23 protein-coding genes are annotated in these 25,953 nt (G+C 50.4%); 22 read left to right on the top strand and 1 reads right to left on the bottom strand.

Annotated features, from left to right (window positions below; translation table 11 throughout):
- Positions 1-34: 34 nt before the first annotated feature.
- From FKP33_RS09560 to FKP33_RS09535, 6 genes are read left to right on the top strand one after another with little or no spacing between them, the layout of a single operon-like run.
- Complete coding sequence (locus FKP33_RS09560; RefSeq protein WP_141334727.1) at positions 35-904, top strand: ABC transporter ATP-binding protein; 870 nt, start codon at positions 35-37, stop codon at positions 902-904.
- The gene (locus tag FKP33_RS09555; protein WP_141334725.1) at positions 897-3,065 is read left to right on the top strand and encodes a hypothetical protein; all 2,169 of its coding nucleotides are present in this window, start codon (positions 897-899) and stop codon (positions 3,063-3,065) included. The genes FKP33_RS09560 and FKP33_RS09555 overlap by 8 nt, the downstream gene beginning before the upstream one ends.
- Complete coding sequence (locus tag FKP33_RS09550) at positions 3,058-3,756, top strand: hypothetical protein (RefSeq protein WP_127605938.1); 699 nt, start codon at positions 3,058-3,060, stop codon at positions 3,754-3,756. The genes FKP33_RS09555 and FKP33_RS09550 overlap by 8 nt, the downstream gene beginning before the upstream one ends.
- Positions 3,743-4,357 (top strand): RNA polymerase sigma factor, encoded by a 615-nt coding sequence (locus tag FKP33_RS09545; protein WP_258313421.1) that lies wholly within the window; start codon positions 3,743-3,745, stop codon positions 4,355-4,357. Before FKP33_RS09550 ends, FKP33_RS09545 begins: the two co-directional genes overlap by 14 nt.
- A complete protein-coding gene (locus FKP33_RS09540; RefSeq protein ID WP_141334723.1) occupies positions 4,344-5,174 on the top strand; it encodes a hypothetical protein in 831 nt (276 codons plus the stop codon). Before FKP33_RS09545 ends, FKP33_RS09540 begins: the two co-directional genes overlap by 14 nt.
- Positions 5,175-5,198: 24 nt before the next feature.
- A complete protein-coding gene (locus tag FKP33_RS09535) occupies positions 5,199-6,056 on the top strand; it encodes an ATP-binding cassette domain-containing protein (protein ID WP_141334721.1) in 858 nt (285 codons plus the stop codon).
- Positions 6,057-6,210: 154 nt separating this feature from the next.
- Here FKP33_RS09535 and FKP33_RS09530 read toward each other — a convergent pair whose 3' ends face one another.
- The gene (locus FKP33_RS09530; protein ID WP_141334719.1) at positions 6,211-6,942 is read right to left on the bottom strand and encodes a DL-endopeptidase inhibitor IseA family protein; all 732 of its coding nucleotides are present in this window, start codon (positions 6,940-6,942) and stop codon (positions 6,211-6,213) included.
- Between the two features lie 514 nt (positions 6,943-7,456).
- Between FKP33_RS09530 and FKP33_RS09525 the strand changes: the two genes are divergently transcribed.
- The 16 genes from FKP33_RS09525 to FKP33_RS09450 all read left to right on the top strand — a co-directional run bounded on the left by FKP33_RS09525 (position 7,457) and on the right by FKP33_RS09450 (position 25,953).
- Positions 7,457-8,248, top strand: a complete 792-nt coding sequence (locus FKP33_RS09525) for an IclR family transcriptional regulator (RefSeq protein ID WP_141334717.1) — start codon at positions 7,457-7,459, stop codon at positions 8,246-8,248.
- A gap of 206 nt (positions 8,249-8,454) precedes the next feature.
- A complete protein-coding gene (locus tag FKP33_RS09520; protein ID WP_127605948.1) occupies positions 8,455-10,857 on the top strand; it encodes a xanthine dehydrogenase family protein molybdopterin-binding subunit in 2,403 nt (800 codons plus the stop codon).
- Entirely contained in the window at positions 10,844-11,647 is an 804-nt protein-coding gene (locus FKP33_RS09515) for an N-acyl homoserine lactonase family protein (RefSeq protein WP_141334715.1), read from the top strand. The genes FKP33_RS09520 and FKP33_RS09515 overlap by 14 nt, the downstream gene beginning before the upstream one ends.
- A gap of 68 nt (positions 11,648-11,715) precedes the next feature.
- Positions 11,716-12,654, top strand: a complete 939-nt coding sequence (locus FKP33_RS09510) for an FAD binding domain-containing protein (RefSeq protein WP_127605950.1) — start codon at positions 11,716-11,718, stop codon at positions 12,652-12,654.
- Positions 12,655-13,155 carry a (2Fe-2S)-binding protein gene (locus FKP33_RS09505; RefSeq protein WP_141334714.1) on the top strand — a complete coding sequence of 167 codons (501 nt, stop codon included), beginning with the start codon at positions 12,655-12,657 and terminating at the stop codon, positions 13,153-13,155. It begins immediately after the preceding gene.
- A gap of 80 nt (positions 13,156-13,235) precedes the next feature.
- The gene (moaA, locus tag FKP33_RS09500; RefSeq protein WP_258313420.1) at positions 13,236-14,255 is read left to right on the top strand and encodes a GTP 3',8-cyclase MoaA; all 1,020 of its coding nucleotides are present in this window, start codon (positions 13,236-13,238) and stop codon (positions 14,253-14,255) included.
- A gap of 69 nt (positions 14,256-14,324) precedes the next feature.
- Entirely contained in the window at positions 14,325-15,374 is a 1,050-nt protein-coding gene (locus FKP33_RS09495) for an XdhC family protein (protein ID WP_141334711.1), read from the top strand.
- Positions 15,367-15,981, top strand: a complete 615-nt coding sequence (locus FKP33_RS09490) for a nucleotidyltransferase family protein (RefSeq protein ID WP_164751742.1) — start codon at positions 15,367-15,369, stop codon at positions 15,979-15,981. Before FKP33_RS09495 ends, FKP33_RS09490 begins: the two co-directional genes overlap by 8 nt.
- A gap of 25 nt (positions 15,982-16,006) precedes the next feature.
- Positions 16,007-17,005, top strand: a complete 999-nt coding sequence (locus tag FKP33_RS09485; RefSeq protein ID WP_372812861.1) for a molybdopterin-binding protein — start codon at positions 16,007-16,009, stop codon at positions 17,003-17,005.
- A 71-nt stretch (positions 17,006-17,076) separates the two neighbouring features.
- On the top strand, positions 17,077-18,492 hold the full coding sequence (gene lpdA / locus FKP33_RS09480; RefSeq protein ID WP_141334709.1) for a dihydrolipoyl dehydrogenase: 1,416 nt from the start codon (positions 17,077-17,079) through the stop codon (positions 18,490-18,492).
- A 62-nt stretch (positions 18,493-18,554) separates the two neighbouring features.
- Positions 18,555-19,502: a thiamine pyrophosphate-dependent dehydrogenase E1 component subunit alpha gene (locus FKP33_RS09475; protein WP_127605961.1), complete on the top strand. Its 948-nt coding sequence runs from the start codon at positions 18,555-18,557 to the stop codon at positions 19,500-19,502.
- Positions 19,503-19,529: 27 nt separating this feature from the next.
- Complete coding sequence (locus FKP33_RS09470; protein ID WP_141334708.1) at positions 19,530-20,525, top strand: alpha-ketoacid dehydrogenase subunit beta; 996 nt, start codon at positions 19,530-19,532, stop codon at positions 20,523-20,525.
- A gap of 59 nt (positions 20,526-20,584) precedes the next feature.
- The gene (locus FKP33_RS09465) at positions 20,585-20,803 is read left to right on the top strand and encodes a tautomerase family protein (RefSeq protein ID WP_054798966.1); all 219 of its coding nucleotides are present in this window, start codon (positions 20,585-20,587) and stop codon (positions 20,801-20,803) included.
- Positions 20,800-22,089 (top strand): dihydrolipoamide acetyltransferase family protein, encoded by a 1,290-nt coding sequence (locus tag FKP33_RS09460; RefSeq protein ID WP_141334706.1) that lies wholly within the window; start codon positions 20,800-20,802, stop codon positions 22,087-22,089. Before FKP33_RS09465 ends, FKP33_RS09460 begins: the two co-directional genes overlap by 4 nt.
- A gap of 238 nt (positions 22,090-22,327) precedes the next feature.
- A complete protein-coding gene (locus FKP33_RS09455) occupies positions 22,328-23,680 on the top strand; it encodes an MmgE/PrpD family protein (RefSeq protein ID WP_141334704.1) in 1,353 nt (450 codons plus the stop codon).
- A gap of 128 nt (positions 23,681-23,808) precedes the next feature.
- The gene (locus tag FKP33_RS09450; protein ID WP_127605969.1) at positions 23,809-25,953 is read left to right on the top strand and encodes a hydantoinase/oxoprolinase family protein; all 2,145 of its coding nucleotides are present in this window, start codon (positions 23,809-23,811) and stop codon (positions 25,951-25,953) included.

Here is a 25,953-nt window from a genome sequence, read left to right as displayed (position 1 = left end):
ATCAAAAAAATGAAAGCTATGAGGTTGATTACCGATGATTACGATTCGCAATCTTTCCAAACAATACAAGAATGGCGAATGGGCCCTTCAGCACATTAACCTGTCTATCGAAAACGGCATGTTCGGGCTTCTCGGGCCGAACGGCGCAGGCAAGACGACGCTCATGCGCATCCTGGCAACGCTGCTTCATCCGACGGAAGGGGACGTGCTTCTGCATGGAGTTCCGTTGACAGAACCGCATCGGGTCCGCGGCATGCTCGGCTATTTGCCGCAGTACTTTCAAGTGTATCCGCAGTTGACAGCCTTCGAATTTCTCGATTACGTCGGCGTCATGAAGGGGCTGGACGACAAGCGCAAACGGAAAGAAGAAATTGAGCATTTGCTGGAGAAGGTAAACTTGGCCAACAAGGGGATGTCCAAGGTCAAAACGTTCTCCGGCGGTATGAAGCAGCGTCTTGGCATTGCTCAGGCGCTGCTCGGCAGCCCCAGAGTGCTTATTGTGGATGAACCGACTGCAGGGCTCGACCCGGAGGAACGCGTCCGCTTTCGCAACCTGCTCACCCAATTCAGCATAGACCGCACCGTCCTCTTATCTACGCATATTGTGGCCGATATCGAAACGAGCTGCCGGAAGCTTGCCGTATTGAATCGCGGGGAGGTCGCGTTAACCGGCTCCGTTCACGAATTGGGGGCCTATGCCGAAGGCTCGGTCTGGGAGTTGGAAGTATCTGAGCAGGAATTCGCCGCCTTCTCTCCGTCGCAGATCGTCTCGACAAGCCGTACGGAGCATGGGATCGTATGCCGGGTGGTATCTGCGTCATGTCCGGGCCTTTATGCCGCGGCGGTCAAGCCCACGCTTGAAGACGGATACCTGGCGCTGCTCGGAGGTGTGCGCCATGCGTAAATGGAGCCGCCAGCTTCAACTGGAATGCCGGCTGCTGTTCACGAACCGGTTGTTGTGGCCGCTGCCTCCGCTGTTCGGGCTTTGGTTCGCCTATACGCTGACCGCGATTGAGCCGGACGTCTCCCAAAATATATATCTCTATGCCTATGATTTTCACAAGCTGCAGCACACGCTTAGTTTGGGCATAGCCATGTTGATCGGCATGCTGCTGATCCGGAAGGATATGGTCAGGCCTTCCTACGAATGGAGCGCCGGGCTGCCGGTATCGAGTTCTGCATTCATTGCCGCTAAATATACGGCGGGGCTGCTTTATTTAAGCTTGTTCACCTTCGCCATGGCCGCGGTATATGCGGGGTTCGGGATCTTGGCCGAGCTGCCGGTTTCGGAGCTTCGAAGCCACTTAAGCTTCTTCGCGGTGCAGTATACGGTTTCCTACATGGTGACGCTGGCGCTGGCCATGCTGCTGGCCGTTCTTATACCGAATCGGGTTTGCTATATGATCGGCTTTTGCGCCTGGATATTCGGCACGTTTTTCCTGGATGTGTTTCTGATTTCCCGGCTCCGGCTGTATGACTTAAAAACGTTTCATCTCAGCCAATTCTTTACGAATTCCTTATGGGAGAACGACGTCTGGGGCCCGTACCTGCTCAGTGAGGAATTGTGGCTGTCCCGGAGATTTGTGCTCTGTTTTACATTATGGATGCTGGCGACGGTTGTCATGCTCATTCATAAAAAGCGGCCGAGCGGCGCTTACCGTTCATCCGTCACCGCGATGCTGCTCGCGCTGCTCGCTTCCGTCTTGGCTTTCGTTCCTTATGAAGCCATGTGGCAGGAACGCTTCTCCGCTTATGAGAAGAAGCTGCAGGATGCGCCTCCCGATTATGCGGACCGCACTTCGTACGGAGAATCCAGTTTTTCCGTGAGCAGCTACGAGTTGACGGTTCATCGGCACCCTGACGATCGTCTTGACGTAACGGCGGCGGTTCAGCTCGACGCTCCGCCACAAACGGACGGAACGTCCATGACGTTTACACTGAACCGGGACTTTGTATTGAAGAAGCTTTCGGTCAACGGCAAACCGGTTCCTGCGAAGCAAACAGGGGATCTCGTATCATTCGACCGGGCCGCGCTCGAAGACGGACCCGCTCGTCAAACCCTTTTATTCGAATATGAGGGCAAGCTCTTTAACTGGTACCCGGCATCCAGCTACCGCGAGGTGGTGAATGGATTTGTGCGGGGGGATCTTGTTTATTTGCCTTCACATCTTGCGTGGTACCCGATACCGGGCAAGCAGGTGCTCTACGTACAGGATACGCCGGGAACGTTTCGCGACCGTTATGAAGCTGGGCACGAGCTGCTGGCCGACTTTGACGTGAAACTGACAGGATTTACCGGGGAGTTGTTCGGTACGATCCGCAAGCAGCCGGAACAGGGAGACTTCACGCAATCGTTCAAACAAGACAAAACGAACGGGGTGACGCTGTTTGCGGGTCATTTAACGGAGATCCGAATACCCGGCGAGACGATGGCGATCCTAACTTCTCCCGCTAATAAACACGAGGCGGAGAAATTTCTGAAAGCCTACTCGGATATTATGGCTTATTACGATTCCTGGCTGAGCAAGCCGCTTCCGAAGCCGGAAGCGATGCTGTATATGCCGCTTCATATGGTCGCTGCGCAGCAAGAACGCTCCATTCATAAGGCTGCGGGAAACCGGTTTGTATTCAGTGAATCGCTGCATACGAATTTAGACGCCTTTCAATTGGCTCAGATGGTTCATGTTTCGTTGTTCGGCGACCGCAATGCAGGGATAGGCTTTCCCGGGGAAGGCCCTGGCAGCTCGCTGGTCGGATCGATTCGCCGAGCATTTTATCAAGTATACCAGGCGGAACATCCGAAGAGACAAGAGGAAACGCCGCTTGGCGCCGGGCTGCTGTATCCGAGATTTCCGGTCGGAGCCGGGAGAGAGGCAGCCGGCGATCCGGTCGATCGTGCGGTGCAGAAAGCTATTCGCGAGGGACGGCTCGATCATGTGAAGCGGGTGCTGGACAATTACTACAGCAAAGGACTTTCGATTGAAGGGGAATGGGCCTACCGCTATCCGATCATACAAGCGAGCGATTGGGAGCAAGCCTGGAGCGGGGGCGCTAAGCATGAGTAAAATGATCTCTGATCTTAAAGGCTTGTACTCCCCGATGGCGGCGGTTCCCGCCCTGTACCTGCTGCTCCTCCATATTTCGATTTGGTTAGGCGATCCCGAGATTCCCAAAAATATGACAACCTACAACGAGATGGCGTTTTTGCCGCTCGTCCCGATGGTTTGCACCCTTTATTTTCAACGGGAGCTCGGGGGTACGCTCGAAATTTACGCTACGTTCCCCGTTTCCTTCCCTCGTATGATATGGCGCAAGCTGCTGCTCATTTCGGCGACACTGCTTGCCTTGCATGGAGGGATGGTCGGGTCGTATGTTTGCAGGTATGGGCAAATTCGTACTGAAATCTTCTCCTATGCAGGCGGCGGAAGCACGCGCGGGGAGGCCGGATGGTTGCAACTGCTGCTTCAAGCCTGGCCTGCTTATATGTCCATGACGGCGCTGTCTTTGCTGTTCATACTGGCGTTCAAAAAGTTGTACAGCGGCGCCGCGGCAGGGTTCGCCCTATGGCTGGCCGAGGTTCTTTCGGAAGGCAGGCTTCTGGGGCACGGCGCTTTGTTTACGCATCATATTCCCCCGGAGGCAACCTTTACTGCCAATCGGTGGATGCATGCCGCCGCGGCCATTGCGATCGTTGGCTTCACGATCATACTCGCTAACCGGAGAGAGCGGTGGATCGTGCACGATGAGCTGGAATAGAGAGGAGGGGCACGGCTTGGTTACAGACGAGCAGCTCGTTCGAAGGATGGCAGACGGCGACCAAGCTGCCTTCGAAGCATTCGTTCACCGATACCATGGGCCGTTGTTGTCTTATCTGGAACGGACTCTGCGAAATACGGATAAGGCGGAGGATCTGGTCCAAGAGACGTTCATCCGTCTGCTGCGGCAGCTTCGGCAAGGAAGCGTGCCCGAACGGGTCCGATCCTGGATGTACAGGGTCGCCAAAAATTTGTGTGTGGACTATTGGCGCAGCCCGAGTTATCGCTCAACAAAAGAGCTGCAGCCGGATCTTCCGGACCCTGTGGACGTCCGTCCGTCGATTGTTGAAATTTACGAGCGTCAGGAAACCCGCAAGGAACTGCTTCAGTCGTTGGATCAGCTTACGGATATCCAGAAAGATATTGTATTGCTGCGTTTTTTTCAAGATCTCAAGCTTCAAGAGATCGCCGAGGTCGTGGATCAGCCGCTCGGTATCGTTAAATCACAATTGTACTATGCGCTTCGAAAGCTGAGAAAAAAGCTGGTCAACAGCCCAGCATTTATTACGGAAAGCGAGGGGACCGGAAATGGCGCGACCTAAAAAAACGCATCCGATCGACGATCTGGAATTAGATACATTGGAACGGGAGCTGAGGGAACCGCTGGCCGGTTATGTGGCGCGAGCTCCGCGGATGGAGGATACGGCGAGGCTCTTGGCCAAGCTGCAGCCTGAGTTTGAGCTGTTAAGGAAGAAACAGGATGCCTCGCAATGGGAAAACCCGGCGGTGTGGCACAAGCCGACGTTTTGGCGTCAATGCCTGCTGCAAGTGCAAACATTCGGTAAAGCGTTTTGGATCATCAGCCTTATCGCTTTCGTCCTGCTTACATTGAGCAGCAGTCTATGGAACCGTACGCCGGGTCTGGACTCCAATTTGTACGGAAAGACCCTGCCGTTATTTTTCTTCGCTTCGCTGCTGTATGGCTACCGGACGTGGAATCCGAAGATGCGTATGGTGGAGAGTGTCACGCCTTTTCCACCGGCCCTATTGATGCTAATCCGGCTTCTGCTTATGATCGGAATGACGACACTGCTCGGCTTGATCGGTTCGGTGTACCTGGTCTTGAGCACGGATGCTCCCTTGTCTTTACTGTCGTTCATGCTCCGCTGGTTAAGCGAACTGCTGTTGATCGGTGGGCTTCTGGCTTACGTTGCCTTTCGGCGGGGGATAAAGCACGGCTTTGCCGCTGGCGTAGGCGCTTGGACGATGCTTCTGGCGGGGGAACAATGGCTCCGCTTTAACGAATTCGTTCCCACAACGCTTACCTCCATCCTGGAGCTGCTCGGATTGGCCGCAGGCTGCCTGCTGCTCATGTACAGCTACCGGATTAGCGCTAAATTGTACCGGTATGAGATATAACCTGACGGAGAGGAGGAATAACGGATGATTCATATGACAAACGTTCGCATACGCTACCCGGACTTTGACCTTGCGATCGATGACCTTACGCTGGAGAGCGGCATGACGGTCGTGGTCGGCCGCAACGGCTCGGGAAAAACGACCTTCCTGGAGCTTCTCTCCACCGGCATTGAACCGGATTCGGGTGAAATCAGGTATGGGGGGATGACCGTGAAAGAGCATCTTCCCCTCATCAGGCGGAATATCGGTTTTGCTCCATCCGAGATGGAGCTGTACGAGGACATGACGCCGCGGGGCTTTCTGCAATATATGGCCGGCTTGAAGGGCTTGGGAGATACGAGCGAGACGGGGGAATGGTTAAAGAAGCTTCACATCGAAGACATCTCCCGTAAGCCTATCGGGAGACTGTCCCAGGGGCAGAAGCAGTCCGTTGCTGTAGCGCAGGCTTGTCTTGGCCGTCCCCTCGCGCTGCTGCTCGATGAGCCTTCAAGCCACCTGGATAGTTTAGAGCGTAAATATTTAATGGCATTACTAACCCAATATGCGGCGGATCGGCTTGTTGTCGTCGTGACGCATGAGCTGGGGGAGTGGGATCAAAGGGCGGATCGGATTCTTTGGCTCGATTCAGGACGCGTTTGTTTTCACGGAACGCAGAAGGAGTGGACCGCAGGCTTGCCGCTGAACGTCTACTCCGGCATTATAGCTGCGGAGCAGCTGGCCGGGATTGAGGAACGAAATCTTGTCCGCTGCTCCATCCGGGAAGGAAAGGCGCATATTCGGATGATCGGGGAGCTCCCGCCGCCCGGATTTAAGCAGGAAAGACCGAGCCTTGAGGATGCGTATTTTATTCGGCGGTTGTCGCAGCCCTTCGTCAGTCACTGATTGACAGGTTTTCCGGTACCTTGAAGTTTGAAATAAGACATAGTTTACATAATATATAATATGTAAACTATGTCTGTTCCCATCATTCCTATTTTCAATCGGAAAGGGGCTGGACCGGGTGACCCCGGCAGAAGCGGATGGATGGTCCGTTGGTTTACCGGATCGTGTCCACCGGCTCATCAATGCGCCAGCCCTTTCCTTCAACAAAGCGTAATTTTATTTCTTTAACCTCGGACGAATCTTCGATCGGCACAGAAAACCGGAAGGTCTTTACTCCGTTGCCTTCTTGAATGAATGTTGCCTGGGCGTTCTCCCATTCCATCCGGCTTCCGCCGTCAGCGTTAGGCTGAGCCAGTTTGCCTTCGATTTCCACAATGGACCCGTTCTCCGTTTGCTGTTTCCAGTAGGCCTGGGCTTGTTCAGGCGTATACAGAAGCTCGAGGTATTCGATATACTTAGTCTTTGTATCCAATTCAGTGCCCATCCACCGGTAATCATTCCCTTTGACGTCAAAGGAACTATCTTTATGATCGCCGCCTCCGCCGATCATCATTTGCCAGAAGTGATGCTGCGCATCTGCCGCTAAGCCTGCGGCATCCCGCTCGCTGATGTCGGCTTGTTTCCGCTGCAGCCGGCGATATTCCTCATTTTCAACAACTACAGTTTGATTGTCTTCGTCCCAAAATACGCGGGCTCCCAAGGCTTCCGCCAAGGCTCTTGCCGGGATCATGGTACTGCCGTCAATAATCTGTGGAGCGACCTCGGAATGAATGTCATTGCCGTTAACGACCAGCTTTACCACTTTGGGAGCGGCATACGAAATACCGGAAAATAGGACGGAACCTAAAACCATCCCGCTTACAAAAGACTTCCAATTCATTTTCATTTGTCAAGCACCGCCTCTAATATATTCATTTATCCTTCCTTATGACGCTGCACGAGCCAGATTAGTTACAACATGCGGAAATTATTTCTAAAGGAGGCGAAAGTCTACTATATTCACAAATGAAATGTGTTGACATACCTGATTCCATGTTATATTCTTTTGTTGGAACAGCGTTCCATTGGAACGTCGTTCCAATAATGAAGTTGTCATGGCTTGATTTCGACGCTTGATTTCGACGTATACCATGTAAAGAGGGGCTGATGATTAAAAACAAGCATTTATGTAAGCGTTTTATCATCAATCAATCAGACGTGATCGCACCTGGCGGAAGGTTGGGCGAGTAGCGGCACTCGCCGATGTGTTAGGAAGGTGGTATATGGCAGGGGTAGCATGTATTGACTTTTTTGTTCGCGTGTTATATTCTACAAATGGAACGACGTTCCATTTGTAGACACGCTAATAACCTGCTTACATACCTTAGAGCCTTTAATCATGAAGGGAGAGAATTGTCATTTTGGAAGGGACTGAGCATCAACAGGTCAACTCTACCGTGGAGCGCGCCTTAATCCTCTTGGAATTGGTATCCGAGAAGGGGGAAGGAGTAGCTCTTGCGGAATTAGTGAAGGAGGTCGATTTACCTAAGACTACGATCTACAGACTCTTGGAAACTTTAAAAATCCGGAATTACGTTCAATTCGATCCGGATACTGAAAAATATTCGATTGGTTTGAAGACGCTGGAGATCGGAGTATTAGGACTGCATAAAATGCAAATCGTAGAAGTCGCCTCCCGACATTTGCGTGAATTATCAGAGATTACCGGGGAAACTTCTTTTCTTGCGACCTATAACAGCGGTGAAACCGTCTACCTTTATAAAATTGAGGGTTCAAGATCTATTAGTATAAGGGCTGAGCTAGGCATGAGGAGGCCTGTTCATTGCACGGCCGTAGGCAAAGCCATCCTGTCCACTTATTCAAGAGAAGAAGTGGATCGGATTATTCAAGAAAAAGGGATGACCCAATATACACCAAATACAATTGTGGATCTTGAACAATTTCATGAGGAATTAAGAAACATACGCATAGCAGGTTATGCCATGGACCGTGAAGAAATCGAAGTGGGCTTAACCTGTTATGCGGTACCCATCTATAACTACACCGGACGGTCGGTGGGGACGATTAGTCTGGGTGGTCCTGCTTCCCGCATGATAGAAAATAAGAACGAATTAACCCGCGAGTTAATGGAAGCGGGATTAAGAATTTCCCAGAGGCTGGGATTTGTTCCAAGTATCAGTTCCATATTGTAAATGCAGCGTATCGTAGCTTCATCCGTTAGACTGCCTGATGGATTCTCTGGAAATCATCTTGAAAGACTAACGGAACTGTCTTTCAATGCAAAATGCAACCGTTTACATGGAGAGGTAGATTGTACCTTGTTCTACCCATCTGAGCATGGCCGGCAGGTCATCAGGATCAGGAATTTAAATATAAGTTCTGAGGAGGCGATATTGTCATGACAGAAACGAAAACTGGATTGGGAGTCAGTTATAAACGTAAAGAGGACCCGAGATTGTTAACCGGTTATGGCCGTTTCACGGATGACATTGAAGTGAAAGGCATGCTTCACTTGGCGATCTTGAGAAGTCCCCATGCTCATGCTCATATTCGAAGCATCGATACCAGCCAAGCCCTAAAATTGCCCGGTGTCGTAGCGGTTCTGACGGGTGAAGAATCGCTGAAGTACACGGGGAAATTGGCGACGACGATCGATATCGCCAATAAAGTGCCGGAAGTGTATCCGATTGCCTACAAGAAGGTCCGCTTTGTTGGCGAGGCAGTCGCTGTAGTGGCGGCGGTTGACCGGTATATTGCGGAAGATGCGGTGGAGTTAATTCAAGTGGAATACGATCCTCTTCCCGCGGTCGTGACGATCGAAGACGCCTTGAAGCCTACTGCGCTTCTCTATGAAGAATGGGGCCATAATCTCCAACAGGATTGGAGAAGCACCATCGGCGACATTGAGGAAGCCTTCAAGAATTCGGCATACGTCTTTGAAGAGACCATCACTCACAGCCGTTATACCGGGACCCCGATCGAATCACGCGCATGTATTGCGGATTACAACCCCGGTTCCCAGAGAATGACCGTCACCTGTTCGACACAAGCTCCGCATCAGGTACGTACCTTGATCGCCCAAACGCTAAATATGCCTGAGCACAATATTCGAGTGATTGCGCCTGATGTGGGGGCGGGATATGGGACCAAATTACAGGCCGATGCCGAAATCATCGTTTGCATCATGGCGCGAATGCTGGGCAAGCCGGTGAAATGGACCGAAGACCGGGTGGAAAATTTGTTGTCCGGCATGCAATCGCGCGATTATTCTTGCACGCTGAAGATTGGTCTGGACAAGGATTATAAGATCACGGGTCTTCAAGCCAAACTGTATGCCAACATTGGGATTGACGGAACTTGCCATGGACCGGGTACGCCAGCCCTGCTGGTAGCCGGGTCGTATTTTCCGGGAGCCTATAAAATTCCTGTTTATGATTGCCAAGTTGTTGGAGTCGTGTCCAACAAAGGACCTTATGGCGCCCATCGCGGCTACGGCAAGGATATCGCGAGCTACCCTATGGAGCGCATGATGGATATTGTGGCCCAGCGTCTAAAGATTTCTCCGATCGAATTACGCAACCGCAATTTTATTACGAAGGATGAATACCCGTACCAGAATATTGCCGGCCCGATTTATGACAGCGGCGATTTCCATCAATTAATGAGTCTGGCTTTGGAGAAGGTCGGTTACGACCAATTGAAAGAACGGCAACAGGAACTGCGCAAGCAGGGCAGATATATAGGAATCGGAATTTCAGCCATGCTCGAGCCTTCTGGAGCAGCGGTTTTTAACGGGATCTTCAACGGTTTCCAGGCGGCTACGGTCCGTATGATGCCGGAGGGAGGTTTTCAAATCCTGACGAGTCATCAAAATATTGGACAGGGTGTTGAAACCACACTGCCGCAAGTCGTAGCGGACATCATGAATGTAGGCATTTATGATATTACGTTCTTGTACGGAGATACCGATGTCACTCCTTACGGATTGGGACCGTTCTCATCCCGCGGAGCAACGTTCACCGTATCGGCCGTACATGAAGCAGCCAAGCTGCTCCGGGATAAATTAATCAAAATTGCCGGCCATCTGCTCGGTATCGATCCGGCCGAGCTTGAAATGTACAACGGTTCTATTAGAAAAAGAGGAAGCAGCTCGCCGGAGGAATCCATCAGCCTCAAAGAGCTTGGAAATAAAATTCATCTGTGGCCGGGGCCATACGGGACGATTCCCGAAGGTTTGGACGTGAATTTGGAATGCACGTACACATGGACGAGTCCAGTGGTCAAATGGGAACCGGACGAGTACGGCCGGGTCAATCTGTATACGACCCATCCGACCGGAGTGTTCATTGCGGTCGTTGAAGTGGATATTCAGACGGGGCAAATTCAAATCGAAAAATTTGTAGTTTCCCACGACTGCGGAACCATTATCAACCCCATGATCATCGACGGACAAATTGCCGGCGGGATCGCTCACGGAATCGGGGGCGCCTTAATGGAGGATTTGGAATATGATGCAAACGGTTCATTACTCAATCTTGATTTCCAAACCTATTTGTGTCCGACAGCCATGGAAGTGCCGGATATCAAATCCCATCATATTCAATGTCCTTCTCCATTTACTCCGCTAGGCACGAAGGGGATGGGGGAAGGCGGGGCCATCCCGTCGCCTGCCGCCGTCGCCAATGCGGTGGAGGACGCGCTGGAACCATTCGGGGTAAGAGTGAAAGATTTGCCGCTTTCGCCTGAGAAAATTGTGCAATGGATTAAACAAAGTGAGAGATACGCTTATGTCAACTCCTGATTGGAAAATATACCCTTTGCTTGTCGGAGAAGCCGATGTGCCTCAAGTTCTGGACGCGTTCTGGTCGCTGTCCCGCGAAAAATCGCTTATAAGCGTTCCGATTGCGGCATGGCTGTTAGTACCGCTGCACGGAGGAGAACCCATTCTGGTCGATACCGGGTTTCGGGACGCGGAACGTTGTGTGCAATTACAAGGACTGGGGCCGCATCGATCCAAGCCTGAATGGACGCTGCAGGCGCAGCTATCCAAGTACGGCTTCGGTTTGGAGGATATCCAAACGGTCATTCTCACACACCTCCACTACGATCACGCGGGGGGATGCGGGCTGCTGCCCCGCGCCAAATTCATTATTCAGCGGACGGAATTGCAGGCGGCGGCAGCGCCCCTGGTTTCTCCCGAGCTCGAATTCGGCGGCGGCGCCCTCTTCTACGATCGTAAAGACATTGCAGAATTAATTGATCCGTTATGGTCCAGAGTCCGCTTGATCGAGGGGGATGAAGAAATTGCTCCGGGCGTCAAATGCGTATTATTCGCCAATACGCACACCCCTGGAAGTCAAGCCGTCTACGTCCAAACTTCTGCGGGTAACGCCGTTATTTTGGGGGATATCGCCCGAAAAGTGGAGCAAAACGTCAACAAGGCGATTCCGCCGGGCCTGTATTACGATTTGGAAGCCACATACCGGGCGATGAAGAAGATCAAGAGGGATGCTGATTTTATTCTTCCTTCCCATGACTACGAAGAGTTTTTGAAGTACGCGGAAGGAGTCCCTGTTGGAGACAAGCAATAAGAAGAAACGGCGAAGCCGGCTTTAGCCAATTTCTAGAATTCTTATCCGGGAAGGACAGGTGAACCAAGATGAAACCCGCTCCATTCGAATACGTAGTAGCGAACAGTGTAAGCGACGCCATTCATGCCTTGCAAAAATACGGAGCAGATTCCTGCATTATTGCCGGAGGTCAGAGTCTTCTTCAAGAAATGAATATGCGTCAAGCCAAACCCTCATATATTGTAGATATTAATGGAATTACCGATTTGGACTATGTTCGGCTAACCTCCGATAGTTTGGCCATCGGAGCGCTGACTCGCCATCGCACGATTGAACGTTCCGAGCTTGTGGCATCACATTGCCCTATTTTACGGAAAGCCGTTGAGCATATCGCCCATTTTCAGATTCGCAGTCGCGGGACGATCGGCGGGAGCCTTGTGCAAAACGCCCCGGGTGCCGAATACGGAGTCGTTGCCCGTTTGCTCGACGCTCAGATGGTCATCGCAGGACCGCAAGGCGAACGCATCGTCCCGGCATCCGGCTTTTTTCAAAGCCATTTCACCACCATTGTCAAGCCGGATGAAGTGTTGACCGAAATCCGCTTCCCGCTTCTTTCGAGCCATACCGGCTATTCCTTCCTGGAAGTGACCCGGCGTCACGGCCATATCCCGATCGTGTCCGCAGCCGCCACGCTTGAACTGGACGAGAAGGAAACCGTTACCGATGTGCGGGTAGCTCTGGGGAATGTGAGCGGCGAAGGCGTGCCTTACCGTGTCCGGGCTGTGGAGAAATTACGCGGCTTAACGTTCAATCTTGAACGGGTTGAACAACTCCAGAAAGACATCGAAGCTGAAGTCAATCCGGATCTGGAAGCGGATAAAAAGGCGGCGTTTATCAAGCAGCTTTCCGGTATTCAAGGTCGGAGAGTATCGGAACTCGCCAGTGCCGAATACCGGAAAGAAGCGGCGGCCATTTTAAGCGTCAGAGCATTAAAGATCGCTTACGAACAATTGAAGGGAGCGAAGTAAATGGTTGAGGCGGTTACTACACAAAAAATCGATGTGACGGTCAATGGAGTCAAATACGAGCGGGAAGTCAATGTCCGCACTTTGCTGTCCGATTTTATTCGTCAGGAATTGGGGCTGACAGGCACCCATGTAGGATGCGAACAAGGGGTTTGCGGCGCTTGCACGATATTGCTGGATGGCGAGGCCGTCCGGTCTTGCTTGACTTTGGCCGTACAGGCAAACGGTCGATCGGTGACTACGATTGAAGGGTTGGGCTCGCCCGAACAGCTTCATCCTATTCAGGAGGCCTTCCGGGAGAAGCACGGGTTACAGTGCGGGTTCTGTACGCCCGGATTTGTAATCACCGTCTCCGCCTATCTTGCCGAGAATCCTAACCCTTCAGAACACGAGATTCGTGAAGCGATATCCGGAAATATATGCCGCTGCACCGGGTACCAGAACATCGTCGATTCCGTCATCGAAGCTGCGCAAAAAATGAAAACGGTCGAACCGGCAACCTAAACTGTATACCGGAAAGGTCGGGGCCTCCTTGGAGGCCTCTCTTTTCAAAACTATGAATGGAGACAAGGGTGATTCTACATATGGCATACACCAAGGTATGGGATCGTTTAAGCCGGCCGCTGCGTGACTTGAGAATTTCCGTTACCGACAAGTGCAATTTCCGTTGCCGCTACTGTATGCCTGAAGAGCTTTTTGGAACCGATTATAAGTTCCTTGACCGGAATCAACTTCTTAGTTTTCAGGAAATCATCCGATTGGTCCATCTATTTGCTGATCTAGGAGTAGAGAAAATTCGGATTACCGGCGGTGAACCGTTACTTAGACCGAATTTGCCTCAATTAATCCAGCACATGAACCAAGTTCAATCGATTCGGGACATCTCTCTGACGACTAACGGTTCGCTTCTGGCCAAATACGCAGGGGAGCTCAAAGAAGCTGGATTAAAAAGAATTACCGTAAGTCTCGATAGTCTCGATGACGAACGGTTTGGCCAAATGAACGGCAAAGGCTTTCGAGTAGGGCCTGTACTGCAAGGGATTGACGAAGCTGCGCGCGCGGGCCTTCAAATCAAAATTAACATGGTTGTACAAAATGGTATCAACGAGCAGGATATTTTGCCTATGGCCCGTTATTTCCGTGAAAAAGGACATATTGTACGATTTATCGAGTTTATGGATGTGGGAAACAGTAACGGCTGGAGATTGAATCACGTCGTGCCGAGTAAAAAAATAGTAGAGCTGATTCACCGTGAAATGCCGCTTGAACCTCTGGAGCCGAATTACGTTGGCGAAGTGGCGAGCAGGTATCGATACCTCGGATCGAACCAGGAGATTGGTTTTATTTCATCGGTTACGCAGACATTTTGCTCGACATGTACAAGGGCAAGACTTTCCGCCGAAGGGTCTTTGTATACGTGCTTGTTCGGTGCTCACGGTACGGATCTTCGTACGCTGCTGAGGGAAGGGGTAGATGATGACGGGATCAAAGAGCATATTATGACGGTATGGAAACATAGAGTAGACCGGTATTCAGAAGTGCGCCTGAGCAACACGCTGGAGTTGAACAAGAAAAAAGTTGAAATGTTTCACATAGGCGGTTAGGTTACCGGACGATTCCGGATTTCAAGTAAACATTGAATCCAGGCGGGAAGCAGCGGGGAGGGCACCGTATTGTCACAAATCGAAGAGTTCAAAAAGGTGTTTAAGCAGATCAAGCAGACATGGGAACGCGGTGATCAGGCGGCGATGCTTATGATCATTACGGTTATCGGTTCCGCATATCGTAGGCCTGGAGCGAAAATGATGATGTCCATGGATGGCACCATGTGTGGGACTTTAAGCGGTGGATGCCTGGAAGGGGATCTGTTCGGTTGGGCCGAGAAAGCGATTCAGGAACAAGTTCCGCTAACGGTCAAGTATGACTTGACGGAAAATGAACTGTGGGGTTTAGGCATTGGCTGCAAAGGGGCTCAAGAAATCTTGATCGTCCCGGTCGATCCTGCTGATTCGTTCTGGTCGCAGATTGATTATTGGATCCATCAAGAGGCACGAATTACGTACATCCTGGAGTGTACCGGGGAAACACGGGCTGCCTTTGTGGGTGAAGACACGGAATTTGGGGATACAGCCTCGCTCCCGACTGCGGTACGCAAGCAAGCTATCCTGCATGCAGGAAGCAGAACTCGGGCTGAGGTGATGCATGTGGAAGGACGCCGTTTTGTTATTGATACGGTTCGTCCTAGCGAACGTCTGATCGTAACCGGCGCCGGACACGATGCCGTACCTGTAGTCGATCTGGCAAGTAAAGCCGGATTTGCCGTAACCGTATTGGACCCGCGAGAAAGCTTTAACAATATCAATCGCTTTCCCTCCGCGCAGCATGTCGTTATGGAACCTGATGCTGCCGATCCGTCCATGTTTCCGGATGGCTGGTGGGTCATTATGAATCATCATTTAAACCGAGACGAAGCATCCTTACGGCTTGCTTTACATAGTCGCCCGAAGTTCGTTGGCGTTCTGGGGCCTTTATCGCGAACGGAGCAAATGCTTGTCAATATAGGGTTGCCTATGTCAGAGGCTCCGATCTATTCCCCGATCGGTTTGGACTTGGGCGCCGAAACCATTGATGAAGTGGCCGTTAGTATTGTGTCACAGCTCATGAGTCTCCGAAACAATCGCAATGCCGCACCGCTGCATGGAAGGGCAAAAATCCATGCTTAACCTGGGTGCCGTTATTCTTGCCGCCGGAATGTCCAGACGAATGGGTCAACCGAAGCTGCTGCTGTCTTTAAGCGGCAAACCTTTATTTCGTTATACGGTAGAAAAAGCGATTCGCGCTGGATTGGAGCCCATTGTACTCATTAGCGGCGAACATACGAGCTCATTTCAACAATCCATTCATGATTTAAAAAATGTAGAAATCTATTCGAACGAACTCTATTCCCAAGGCATGTCGACTTCGTTGCGAATGGGAATTGAAGTTGTATCCGATCGGACTCAGGCGTCGATGATTTTTTTGGCGGATCAACCCCTGGTCCCGGATATCGTGGTGAAAGAGCTGCTTGAAACTTACAAGCGACATCGAAGCGAAGGGGTTCGTATAGTTAGGCCTCAATACAAGGGCATAGACGGACACCCGATTGTATTTGATGCCGAGCTATATCCGCAATTTCAACATTTGCAAGGCGATGAAGGGGGGAGATCCATCATAAAGTCCCATTCAAAATCGTTAAAAACGGTTCACTTTGAACAATCCGTCTGGGGATTTGATATCGATACTCAGGAAGATCTGAATCAAATATACAGTATGAACCCGGATTTAACCTGAGCACCGTTCAAGGAGGTTTTTCCAATTGAGCACGAATGCTTTTGTAAGAGAAATTAAAGTTGAAGATGCAATTGGAATGGTGCTTGCTCATGATCTCACCCAAATTATACCAGGAAAATTCAAGGGGCGTTTATTTAAGAAAGGTCACGTCATCAGGGAGACCGACATTCCCCATTTATTGAATATTGGAAAAGGCCACATTTATACATTAGATATACCTGAAGAGTACGCGCATGAGGATGAGGCAGCCCAGCAGATGGCAGATGCGATAGCGGGGGAAAACGTCTATGCCGTGGGACCTTCAGAAGGGAAAATGACGTTTAAGAGCGAGATACAAGGTCTTATTAAGATCAACCCAAAAGCTGTTCATGAAATTAATGAACTGCAGGGCATAGCTCTTTCGACTTTGTTCACGAATCGACCCGTTGAGCAGAATCAGCACCTCGGCGGGATTCGACCCATTCCTCTTATGATCGAGAAGCGTATAGTCAGAGAAGTAGAGTCGATTTGTCGAAAATACGCCTATGTTGCAAAGGTGATTCCTTTCCGTTCGTTAAAGGTTGGCGTAGTCACTACGGGCAGCGAAGTTTATGAAGGACGAATTGAAGACAAATTTGGGCCCGTGGTCAAACAGAAAGTTGAACACTTCGGTTCGGAAATCGTGGAACAATGCTTTGCCCCCGATCAATCTGAGGAAATAGAGAAAAAAATAACCTATTTTCTTAATCAAGGCGTTGATCTGATCTTAGTAACAGGGGGAATGTCCGTCGACCCCGACGACAGGACCCCGTTGGCCATTAAAAATATAGGGGCGGATATTGTCCGTTATGGAACCCCTATGCTGCCAGGCTCGATGCTGCTTGTTTCCTACTACGATCAAATTCCTATACTAGGATTGCCTGGCTGTGTGATGCATGATCCCTATACATCATTCGACGTTTTTCTACCCCGAATCCTGGCTGGAGATAAAATTACAATCCAGGATATGACCACACTTGGCTATGGCGGGTTTCATGCCTGTTAACGATTCCATTCGTTGTCGGGTACATCTATTATGCTGCGGAAACGCAAGAGCCGTTAAGGAGTGAATTTCAAGTGAGCGAATCGGTATCGTGCCCGGATCACGTTGATGTCTTGGTGATCGGCGCCGGCCCCGGCGGTTACGTTGCAGCCATCAGGGCCTCGCAATTAGGAAAAAGCGTCGCTGTCGTAGACGAGAACGAACCCGGCGGGGTTTGTCTGCACAGCGGCTGCATTCCTTCAAAGGCGCTAATTTCAGCAGCAAAAACGTATGAGTTATTTGTGAATTCAAAGCATAACAAGATGGGGATCGCAGCCCAGTCCGTTTCCATCGATTATGCTCAAGTCCAGCAATGGAAGCATGTAATCATTCAGAAGCTGAAAAACGGCGTCGAAGGTTTATTAAGCGGCAACCAAGTTACCTATGTGAAAGGCCGGGCGCAATTCAAGAGCGGGAATGAAGTTCGGATCGATGACGGCAACCGCTCGAAAATTGTCAAGTTTGAACACTGCATTGTTGCCGCAGGGTCCCGACCGGTGGAGCTCCAGGGGTTTGCGTTCGGCAATCGGATTGTTTCTTCGAAGGAAATCCTTCAGCTGAAAGAGATTCCTCAAAGCTTGGCGATCATCGGCGCCGGATATATTGGCGTTGAATTGGGCCAAACGTTTGCAAAGTTTGGTACGAAAGTAACATTGCTGGAATATGCTCCGCATATTTTGCCTACTTTTGAGTCCGAACTTGCTTCTATCGTCGAGAAGAAAATGAAGAAGAACGGGATGCAAATCATTACCGGCGCAAGCGCCAAGGCGGCGTATGAGGCGGAAGGCGGCGTGACACTTACTTATACGCATTCGGGAGAAGAGAAGAAGATGGATGCGGACTACCTCTTTGTGGCCGTTGGCAGAAAGCCGAATACCGATCCATTGAGCCTGGAAGCCGCGGATGTGCAGGTTGATCAGAAAGGCTTCATTGACGTGGACCGCCAAGGCAGGACGTCCAATCCACGCATATTCGCAATCGGAGATGTGGTGAAGGGACCTGCACTTGCGCACAAAGCTTCATATGAGGGCAAAGTGGCGGCGGAGGCTATTGCCGGTCATCCAAGTGCAGTTGATTACAAGGCTATCCCTTCCGTCATTTTTTCCGATCCGGAAATCGCAACAATCGGTCTGTCGGAGAAGGAAGCCGTCGAGCAAGATTACAAAGTGAAGACAGGCAAGTTTTCCTACGCTGCCAACGGCAGAGCGCTTTCTTTGCATGCAGGGGAGGGCTTCGTGAAAGTTATCGCAGAAGCAAACACGGGTTTTATCATTGGAGCGCAAATTGTAGGAATCGAGGCTGCCAATCTGATTGCAGAAATCGGCTTGGCCATTGAAATGGGCAGTACGCTGGAGGATATAGCTGCAACCATTCATGCTCATCCGTCGTTGGGTGAAATCGTGATGGAAGCCTCAGAAGCAGGTATGGGCAAGGGCGTGCATGCCTTGTGACGAAGCGGAAGACGTTTGCGGTACATAGCAAATCAGAAAATGTAAAAGGCGAGGTGCATCAGATGGAAAATCGTTTGAAACAATTTTATCGGACCATGCTGCTGATTCGTCGCTTTGAAGAACAAGCGATCGAATTGTACAAGGAAGGTTTGGTTGGCGGGTCGTACCATCCCTACATCGGACAAGAGGCGGTTGCGGTCGGGGTATGCAGTGCTCTGAGACAAGACGACTACCTGACCAACACCTATCGGGGACGCGGCCAGCACATAGCCAAAGGTTCCGATCCCAAGCTGCTCTTGGCCGAAGTACTTGGAAGAGCAACGGGATATTGCAAAGGAAAGGGCGGTCCGATGCACATTACCGATGTGCAGAACGGTATCCTGGGCGCCAACGGTATTGTTGGAGGCGGTGCCCCTATTGGTGTCGGAGCCGCATTAACGGCCAAGATGACGGGAACCGATCGCGTAAGCGTTACTTTTTTCGGAGACGGCGCCATCAATCAAGGCGTTGTCTACGAGGCGATGAACCTGGCTGCCATCTGGGATCTTCCTGTCGTGTTTGTTTGTGAGAATAACCTGTATTCCGAAATGACGCCGATTCAATTTTCGTTGAAGAACAAGGATCTGATCGATCGCGCGGAAGGGGTTCGCATCCCTGGAATTATAGTTGACGGCAATGATGTTGAAGCTGTTTTCAACGTCACAACCGAGGCTGTAGAACGTGCGCGCAGGGGAGAAGGACCTACATTTATTGAAGCCAAAACTTACAGACTTAACGGGCATATGTACGGCGATTCGGAAACTTACCGTTCCAAGGAAGAGGTGGCGGCTTGGTGGGAGAAGGAGCCTATCAAGCGCCTTGGCGCAAAATTGGTGGCTAGCGGAGAAGCCAGTGCGGACGAATTGGAGGCTATCAATCATGAGGTCTTGCAAGAAATAGCGAGGGCAGCCGAATTTGCACGGCAAAGTCCGGAACCCGGGTTCGAGGAAATCTTCACCGACGTAATCTAGAAACGGTAGAGAGGATGTTACAACACAATGACCAGAGAATTAACGATGGTGCAGGCGTTAAATGAAGCCTTGCGTGAAGAAATGGCAAGAGATCAGCGGGTTTTTATCATGGGAGAGGACATTGGCGACTACGGCGGAGTGTTCAAGGTAACTTGGGGATTATTGGACCAATTCGGAAGGGAGCGGGTCCGGGATACGCCAATCTCTGAAGCCGGTTTTATCGGGGCCGGTCTGGGCGCTGCAATGACCGGATTGATCCCGGTTATCGAGATCATGTGGGTCGATTTCACGGCCGTTGCGATGGACCAGATCATTAACCAGGTCGCCAAAATGAAGTACATGTCCGGCGGACAAACAAACGTTCCACTGGTCATTCGAACGCAAGGCGGGGGCGGTCGCGGTAACGGTGCTCAACATTCTCAATCGTTGGAAACGTTCTTTGCTCACATCCCCGGATTGAAAGTCGTTCTCCCTTCCACCCCTTACGATGCGAAAGGATTGCTGAAATCGGCCATTCGCGAGAATAGCCCGGTTGTCTTTATCGAGAATAAAATGCAGTACACGAAAAAGGGCCATGTGCCGGAAGAAGAGTATTTGATTCCGCTCGGCCAAGCAGATGTGAAGCGGGTGGGAAAGGATGTAACCTTGATCAGTATTTCTCAAATGGTCGACTTCTCCTTGCGCGCAGCGGAACAGCTGACCAAGGAAGATGTTTCCGTCGAAGTGATCGATTTACGGACGCTGAGTCCATTGGATATGGACACTGTACTGGCCTCCGTAAAGAAAACGATGCATGCCGTTATCGTGCATGAATCGACTCGTTCCTTCGGTTGGGGCGCTGAGCTTGCAGCCCGAATACAAGAAGAAGCCTTCGACTATTTGGATGCGCCGGTCGGACGCGTAGCTACCGAAGATGTGCCGATTCCATTTAACAGAACGTTAGAGAAAGAAACGCTTCCGCAGGTCTCGGACATTGTCTCTGCCGTTAAATCACAACTTTACCGCAATCAGCCTGTAAACTAACCGGGCGCTTTGAAGCGGAAGCAGAAGGTTCGTACATTAGGAATCGGAGGAGATTTAACATGCCCTATATTGAACTGAAATTGGTGGAAGGCCGGGATTTGGAAACGAAAAGAAAGCTGGTTGCCGGAATCACGAAGGCTTGCTGCGAAGCATTATCTGTTACGCCGGATTATGTGCGCGTGGAATTGATCGAGCTTAAGGCTGACTTGTTCAGCATAGCCGGGGAATTAGTTTACGATACAAGGAGAAAAAACGAAAGCGGAGGTAACGATCAATGAATGTTGTTCGGTTGCCGAAAATGGGGCTGACGATGGAAGAGGGCATCGTTCAACGTTTTTTAGTAAAACCGGGACAGCTTTACAGCAAAGGCGACGTTGTAGCAGAAATCGAAACGGATAAAGCGGTCCTGGAAGTTGAGATGCCGCAGGACGGTGTCATCGAGGAGCTGCTCGTTCTGGAAGGGGACACGGTTGAAGTCGGGGCCCCGCTTCTAAGGCTGAAAAGCGAACAGAAGACCCCGGAAGCGAGCGTCCGCGAAGCGGCTTCTCCTACGGAACGGCCGCAGCCGAACACGGAATGCGCGAAGGATGCAGTCGCAGCTGCTTCGCCGGATGCGGAGCTGCCTCTTAACCAGGACCGCAGGATCATCGCGATTTCCCCATCTGCCCGCAGAAGAGCCAGAGAGCTCGGAATCGACTACACCACGCTTCAAGGAACGGGGCCGAACGGAAGGATTCTGTATGCGGACGTAGAGGAGGCCGCACAACAGATACCGCTCGCACCCAAGGAAAGCAGGGAAGCATCAAGGAACAACGCGGGGGCGACGTCTGCCAGGAACACCGGAGTACATCAAGGGAAGTCGAAGGTTGTTGAGTTATCCAGAATGAGACGAATCATCGCCAGGCGCATGGTGGAGAGCGTCACTACGATTCCTCAATTCTATGTGAAACGAAAAGTCGATCTTACCCAGCTGCTGGCCGTGAAAAATACAATACAGCCGCACATTTACCGCTCGAGAAACATAAAAATTTCGGTTAACGATTTTTTAATTCGTGCTGTTGCGGAGACTTTACGTGAATTTCCGCAGTTGAATGCGTCGTTTGTAGGGGCGCCCGACCAAGCGGATAGCCATATTGTGGAGTACGAGGAGATCCATATCGGCCTGGCTGTCGCCGCGCCGAATGGGCTCGTCGTGCCGGTCATCCATCATGCCGACGAGCTTTCGGTTATGGAAATCGCCGGAGTGCGTGAACGGCTTGTTTCCGCTGCCCGAGCCGGAACGCTTAAAGGGGATGACATGCAGCGAGGCACATTCACGATTTCCAATTTGGGGGCCATGGACGTTGAAGAGTTCAGCGCAATCGTCAATCCGCCGGAAGCCGGCATACTTGCAGTCGGAACGACTGTAGAAGAGATCGTCGTCATCAATGGTCAGTTCGAGATTCGCCCCATGTTGACCCTAGTCGGCTCATTCGACCATCGCGTCATTGACGGGTTGGCGGCTGCAGCATTTATGAAGAAACTAGTCGAGAAGCTGCAATCGGATGATTGGCAATTGCTATAACTGCATCGGTAAGGTTGCAACTGAATATGGAATTAAGGGGCAGTCCTTCCTGAACATCGGAAGGCTGCCCCTTCGTTTATCAGGTCAACCGAAGTTTATCGATCAGCTAATTATCCGGATTTCAACTCACCCTAACGAATTAACGTTGACTGTGTAAATGAAGCGATGATATAATTCAGAACATACAGACTATTCTCACAACTAACGATTGATTTTTCATTTTGAAAGGAGAGGAGAAATGTCTCAAACCGTTAGTGAAACACTGGCTTCGTTCGTCCATCGTCTGCGTTTTGAGGAAATCCCGGTTGAAGTTGTGCAAAAAGCCAAAACCTGCCTCATCCACGGAATTGGTGTTGGTCTCGCTGGTTACGACACGGATTTCCCGCGAATTGCTGCGGAAATCGCCGGCGTGACCGGCAGAGGCGCACATGAAGCGACTTTATTGTACAACGGCTCCAAATGTACGGTTATGGAAGCCGCTTTTGCAAACGCTGTCATGCTTCACAGCCGCGTTCAGGAGGACACGCATAATACGGCACACTTGGGTACAATCGTCATTCCGGTTGTATTGGCGTTGGGAGAATCAAGGGGGGCCAGCGGAAAAGAAATCCTGACAGCGCTAATAGCGGGCTATGAAGTTGGAGGTGCCCTTAGCAGGCACTACACTTCCCAATCTACACCGCGAGGATTTAGGGCGAGCTCGGTTTATGGCATCTTGGGAGCGTCTGCCGCGGCGGCAAAGCTTCTTCACTTAACGGAAGAACAGACCGCTCATGCTTTAGGCTTTGCAGCAAGCTTTGCTTTCGGAACTTTGGAAGCGTTTGCAGCCGGGACTATGGAATGGAGGTTTGAGAATGGGGTGGCAGCCAAAAACGGAATATTATGCGCTTTATTGGCTCAAAGCGGCGCTGTTGCCACCAAATTGGCTTTCGAAGGAAATGCGGGCTTTTTACATGCTTTTGCTGGAAATCATAAAGATCCGTTAAAATGTGTACAGCATTTAGGCAAAGTGTATGAAATCTTAAATGTGACCTTCAAGTTGTATCCGGTTTGTGCCTTCAATCAATCTCCTGTGATCAACGCTCTTGAGATGAAAAAGGAATTTGATATCCAGGTGGAACAGATTCAAAGCATCGTAATCGAAATGAACGATTATGAAGCCAATTATCCGGGAATGAGTTCCAAAGGTCCTTTTCAAAATATCAGTCAGACGTTGATGAGTGCCCCTTATTGCGTCTCGTCCTCTTTGATGGACGGTGAAATGACGCTAGCAAACCTCAAAAGATTCGATCATGAAACGTTAAATCAGTTAATCGACAAAACGATCATGATTCCTGAAAAAACGGTGAATCCTCTATGCAATAAAATCACGGTAGAACTCAAAAATGGCCAAAAATTGGTGAGAGAAATGAGTATTACGCAGGACTTTTATAATTTCGAGACTGAAAGAGATATTGAAATGATTCGCGATCTCAGGAAAGAGATGCAGATTTCTTCGGAACAATTGGAGCAGTTAATCCATGAACTGCTTTCTCTCGAGAACAAGCCCAATCTATCGACCCTTATGCCCAATACGACAGCAGTCAGCTAAAATATTTATTTAATGTCATTAAAATACCGTCCGGTCGGTTTTTTGATGGCAATTCTTTAACGAATAAAAATACCATCTGGTCAGTATGTTATGATCAGATTACAAAATTTGAAAGGGTGAGCGTGTGTATGGGAAGTTCGAAGCTTGACTTGATCTGCTCTGTCGACATTGGCGGAACATTTACGGATTCCGTGCTTGTTACAAGTGATGGGACGGTTGTTGAAGGAAAAGCCCTGACCACCTACCATGATAAATTCAACTCCGGTTTTTTTAACAGCATTGAATCCGCAGGCGAGAAACTTGGTTTAAGCCCGGCGGAACTTTATCGAAATATCAGCATGATTTCACATGGCTCTACTGTGGCAACCAATACGGTGGTGGAGAATAATGGCTCACGTGTAGGCTTACTGACAACCTATGGTTTCGAGGATACGATCAACATGATGCGCGGATTGGGACGTGTGACGGGAGAGCCGTCGGAAAATATATTGAAGGTGACAGAGACGGCCAAGCCAAAACCTCTGGTACCCAAGGAACTCATCATTGGGGTTACCGAGCGAATCGATTCGCAGGGCGAAGTGATTGTACCGCTAATTGAAAGTCAGGTAAGGGAAGCCGCCCGTAAGCTGTTGGATCAAAACGTGGATGCCATCGCGATTTCATTCCTTTGGTCGTTTAAAAATCCGCAACATGAACAGCGGGTCAAGGAAATTATTCACGAAATGGACGATTCCGTCTTCGTTACTTGCGGACACGAGGTGACAAAAACTTTAGGAGAATACGAACGGACGGTGGCGGCGGTCATCAATGCTTATGTCGGGCCGGTTACTTCCAAGTATTTGGAGGAAATCAGCGGGAGTCTTCAAACGAAAGGCGTCAAAGCTCCTCTGCTGATCATGCAGTGTCACGGGGGGATGATCCCGCTCGAACGAAGCAAGCAGCTGCCTGTTCAAACAATCGGTTCGGGTCCTGTCGGCGGAATCATGGGCTGCGTAAAGATCATGAAGGAGTTAGATATTCATAATCTTATCGGTACCGATATGGGCGGCACCAGCTTCGATATCGGGATTATCCGGGACGGACAGCCGCTTTCCGCCGAAAAAACGGTTTTAGAGAAGTATCAATATAACGTGCCCAATGTTGAAATCATTTCTATTGGTGCCGGTGGCGGAAGTATCGCGTGGATTGATCCCTACAGCAAGGCCATGCGGGTAGGGCCGAAAAGCGCAAAAGCAAACCCTGGTCCCGCGTGTTACCGGTTGGGAGGCACAGAACCGACGGTAACCGATGCCGACCTGCTGTTAGGGTATATTGATCCGGAAGCGGTGTTTGGATTCGGAAAGGGTCGCGGACTTAAACCAAGCGTGGAGCTGGCGGAAAAAGCCATGGGTAAAATTGCCGAACAGCTTGGCATTTCCATTATTGAGGCTGCAATGGGGACGGTGGAGATTGTCAATGCGAAAATGGCGAATCTGATTGAGAACGAGGTTATCGGAAGAGGCTTTGACCCACGGGATTTTGCAGTAGTCGCATACGGGGGAGCAGGTCCTATCCATGCTGCGGCTTATGCGCGTGATTTGGGTATCAAAATGATTATTGTTCCCGGTGAAACTTCCTCGGTTTGGTCAGCATTTGGTATATCCTCAAGCGATATCCGCTATGAACTTGAAGGAGAAGTTGGGCTTCTCTCGCCTTTTTCGCCGCAAAGTCTCGAAACGCCATTCCTTGAACTGGAAAAGAAAGGAGCGGAGATTGTCGCAACAGAAATCGGTGAAGATACGCCCATTCACTTTTCACGCTATGCGAAAATACGCTATCAATGGCAGCGGCATGAGTTGGAAATCAAGGTTCCGACGGGAAAATTGGACGAAACTATGCTGACAGAGCTGCTTACTGAATTTTCGCGTCAGTATGAGGAACGATACGGATCGGCCGCACTCCTGCCTGAAGCAAGGATTGAAATTGTTTCTGTCCGCTGCGAACCGATGGTAGAGGTGCGTAAGTTTGACAGAAAAGTGGACTTACATAGCAGCAAATCTCCAAGCGATCATGCCAGGAAGCCAAGCCGTAAAGTATACTTTAGCCGTCATCGTCCGCCTGTAGATGCCGATATTTACAATGGAAGTTTACTGACAAGCGGGAATGTGGTGGCAGGACCGGCCGTCATTGATTTGCACGGAACCTCTATCGTGGTGAACGAAAATCAAACCGTTACCAAAACGGATCATGGCGACTACATGATTCGGATCAATTCCAATTTGGAGGAGGAATAA

Source organism: Paenibacillus sp. tmac-D7, assembly GCF_006519665.1.
GTDB classification, from domain to species: domain Bacteria; phylum Bacillota; class Bacilli; order Paenibacillales; family NBRC-103111; genus Paenibacillus_G; species Paenibacillus_G validus.
Note: the sequence above shows the minus strand (reverse complement) of the source record. Positions and strands in the feature narration are given on the sequence as shown.

What these genes read in the sequence shown, in the direction of transcription:
- FKP33_RS09560 (WP_141334727.1), top strand. Translation starts at nt 35, where the DNA reads ATGATTACGATTCGCAATCTTTCCAAACAATACAAGAATGGCGAATGG.
- FKP33_RS09465 (WP_054798966.1), top strand. Translation starts at nt 20,585, where the DNA reads ATGCCCTATATTGAACTGAAATTGGTGGAAGGCCGGGATTTGGAAACG.
- FKP33_RS09450 (WP_127605969.1), top strand. Translation starts at nt 23,809, where the DNA reads ATGGGAAGTTCGAAGCTTGACTTGATCTGCTCTGTCGACATTGGCGGA.
- FKP33_RS09555 (WP_141334725.1), top strand. Translation starts at nt 897, where the DNA reads ATGCGTAAATGGAGCCGCCAGCTTCAACTGGAATGCCGGCTGCTGTTC.
- FKP33_RS09515 (WP_141334715.1), top strand. Translation starts at nt 10,844, where the DNA reads ATGTCAACTCCTGATTGGAAAATATACCCTTTGCTTGTCGGAGAAGCC.
- FKP33_RS09505 (WP_141334714.1), top strand. Translation starts at nt 12,655, where the DNA reads ATGGTTGAGGCGGTTACTACACAAAAAATCGATGTGACGGTCAATGGA.
- FKP33_RS09520 (WP_127605948.1), top strand. Translation starts at nt 8,455, where the DNA reads ATGACAGAAACGAAAACTGGATTGGGAGTCAGTTATAAACGTAAAGAG.
- FKP33_RS09540 (WP_141334723.1), top strand. Translation starts at nt 4,344, where the DNA reads ATGGCGCGACCTAAAAAAACGCATCCGATCGACGATCTGGAATTAGAT.
- FKP33_RS09510 (WP_127605950.1), top strand. Translation starts at nt 11,716, where the DNA reads ATGAAACCCGCTCCATTCGAATACGTAGTAGCGAACAGTGTAAGCGAC.
- FKP33_RS09460 (WP_141334706.1), top strand. Translation starts at nt 20,800, where the DNA reads ATGAATGTTGTTCGGTTGCCGAAAATGGGGCTGACGATGGAAGAGGGC.
- FKP33_RS09490 (WP_164751742.1), top strand. Translation starts at nt 15,367, where the DNA reads ATGCTTAACCTGGGTGCCGTTATTCTTGCCGCCGGAATGTCCAGACGA.
- moaA (WP_258313420.1), top strand. Translation starts at nt 13,236, where the DNA reads ATGGCATACACCAAGGTATGGGATCGTTTAAGCCGGCCGCTGCGTGAC.
- FKP33_RS09455 (WP_141334704.1), top strand. Translation starts at nt 22,328, where the DNA reads ATGTCTCAAACCGTTAGTGAAACACTGGCTTCGTTCGTCCATCGTCTG.
- FKP33_RS09475 (WP_127605961.1), top strand. Translation starts at nt 18,555, where the DNA reads ATGGAAAATCGTTTGAAACAATTTTATCGGACCATGCTGCTGATTCGT.
- FKP33_RS09470 (WP_141334708.1), top strand. Translation starts at nt 19,530, where the DNA reads ATGACCAGAGAATTAACGATGGTGCAGGCGTTAAATGAAGCCTTGCGT.
- FKP33_RS09550 (WP_127605938.1), top strand. Translation starts at nt 3,058, where the DNA reads ATGAGTAAAATGATCTCTGATCTTAAAGGCTTGTACTCCCCGATGGCG.
- FKP33_RS09545 (WP_258313421.1), top strand. Translation starts at nt 3,743, where the DNA reads ATGAGCTGGAATAGAGAGGAGGGGCACGGCTTGGTTACAGACGAGCAG.
- FKP33_RS09530 (WP_141334719.1), bottom strand. Translation starts at nt 6,942, where the DNA reads ATGAAAATGAATTGGAAGTCTTTTGTAAGCGGGATGGTTTTAGGTTCC.
- FKP33_RS09535 (WP_141334721.1), top strand. Translation starts at nt 5,199, where the DNA reads ATGATTCATATGACAAACGTTCGCATACGCTACCCGGACTTTGACCTT.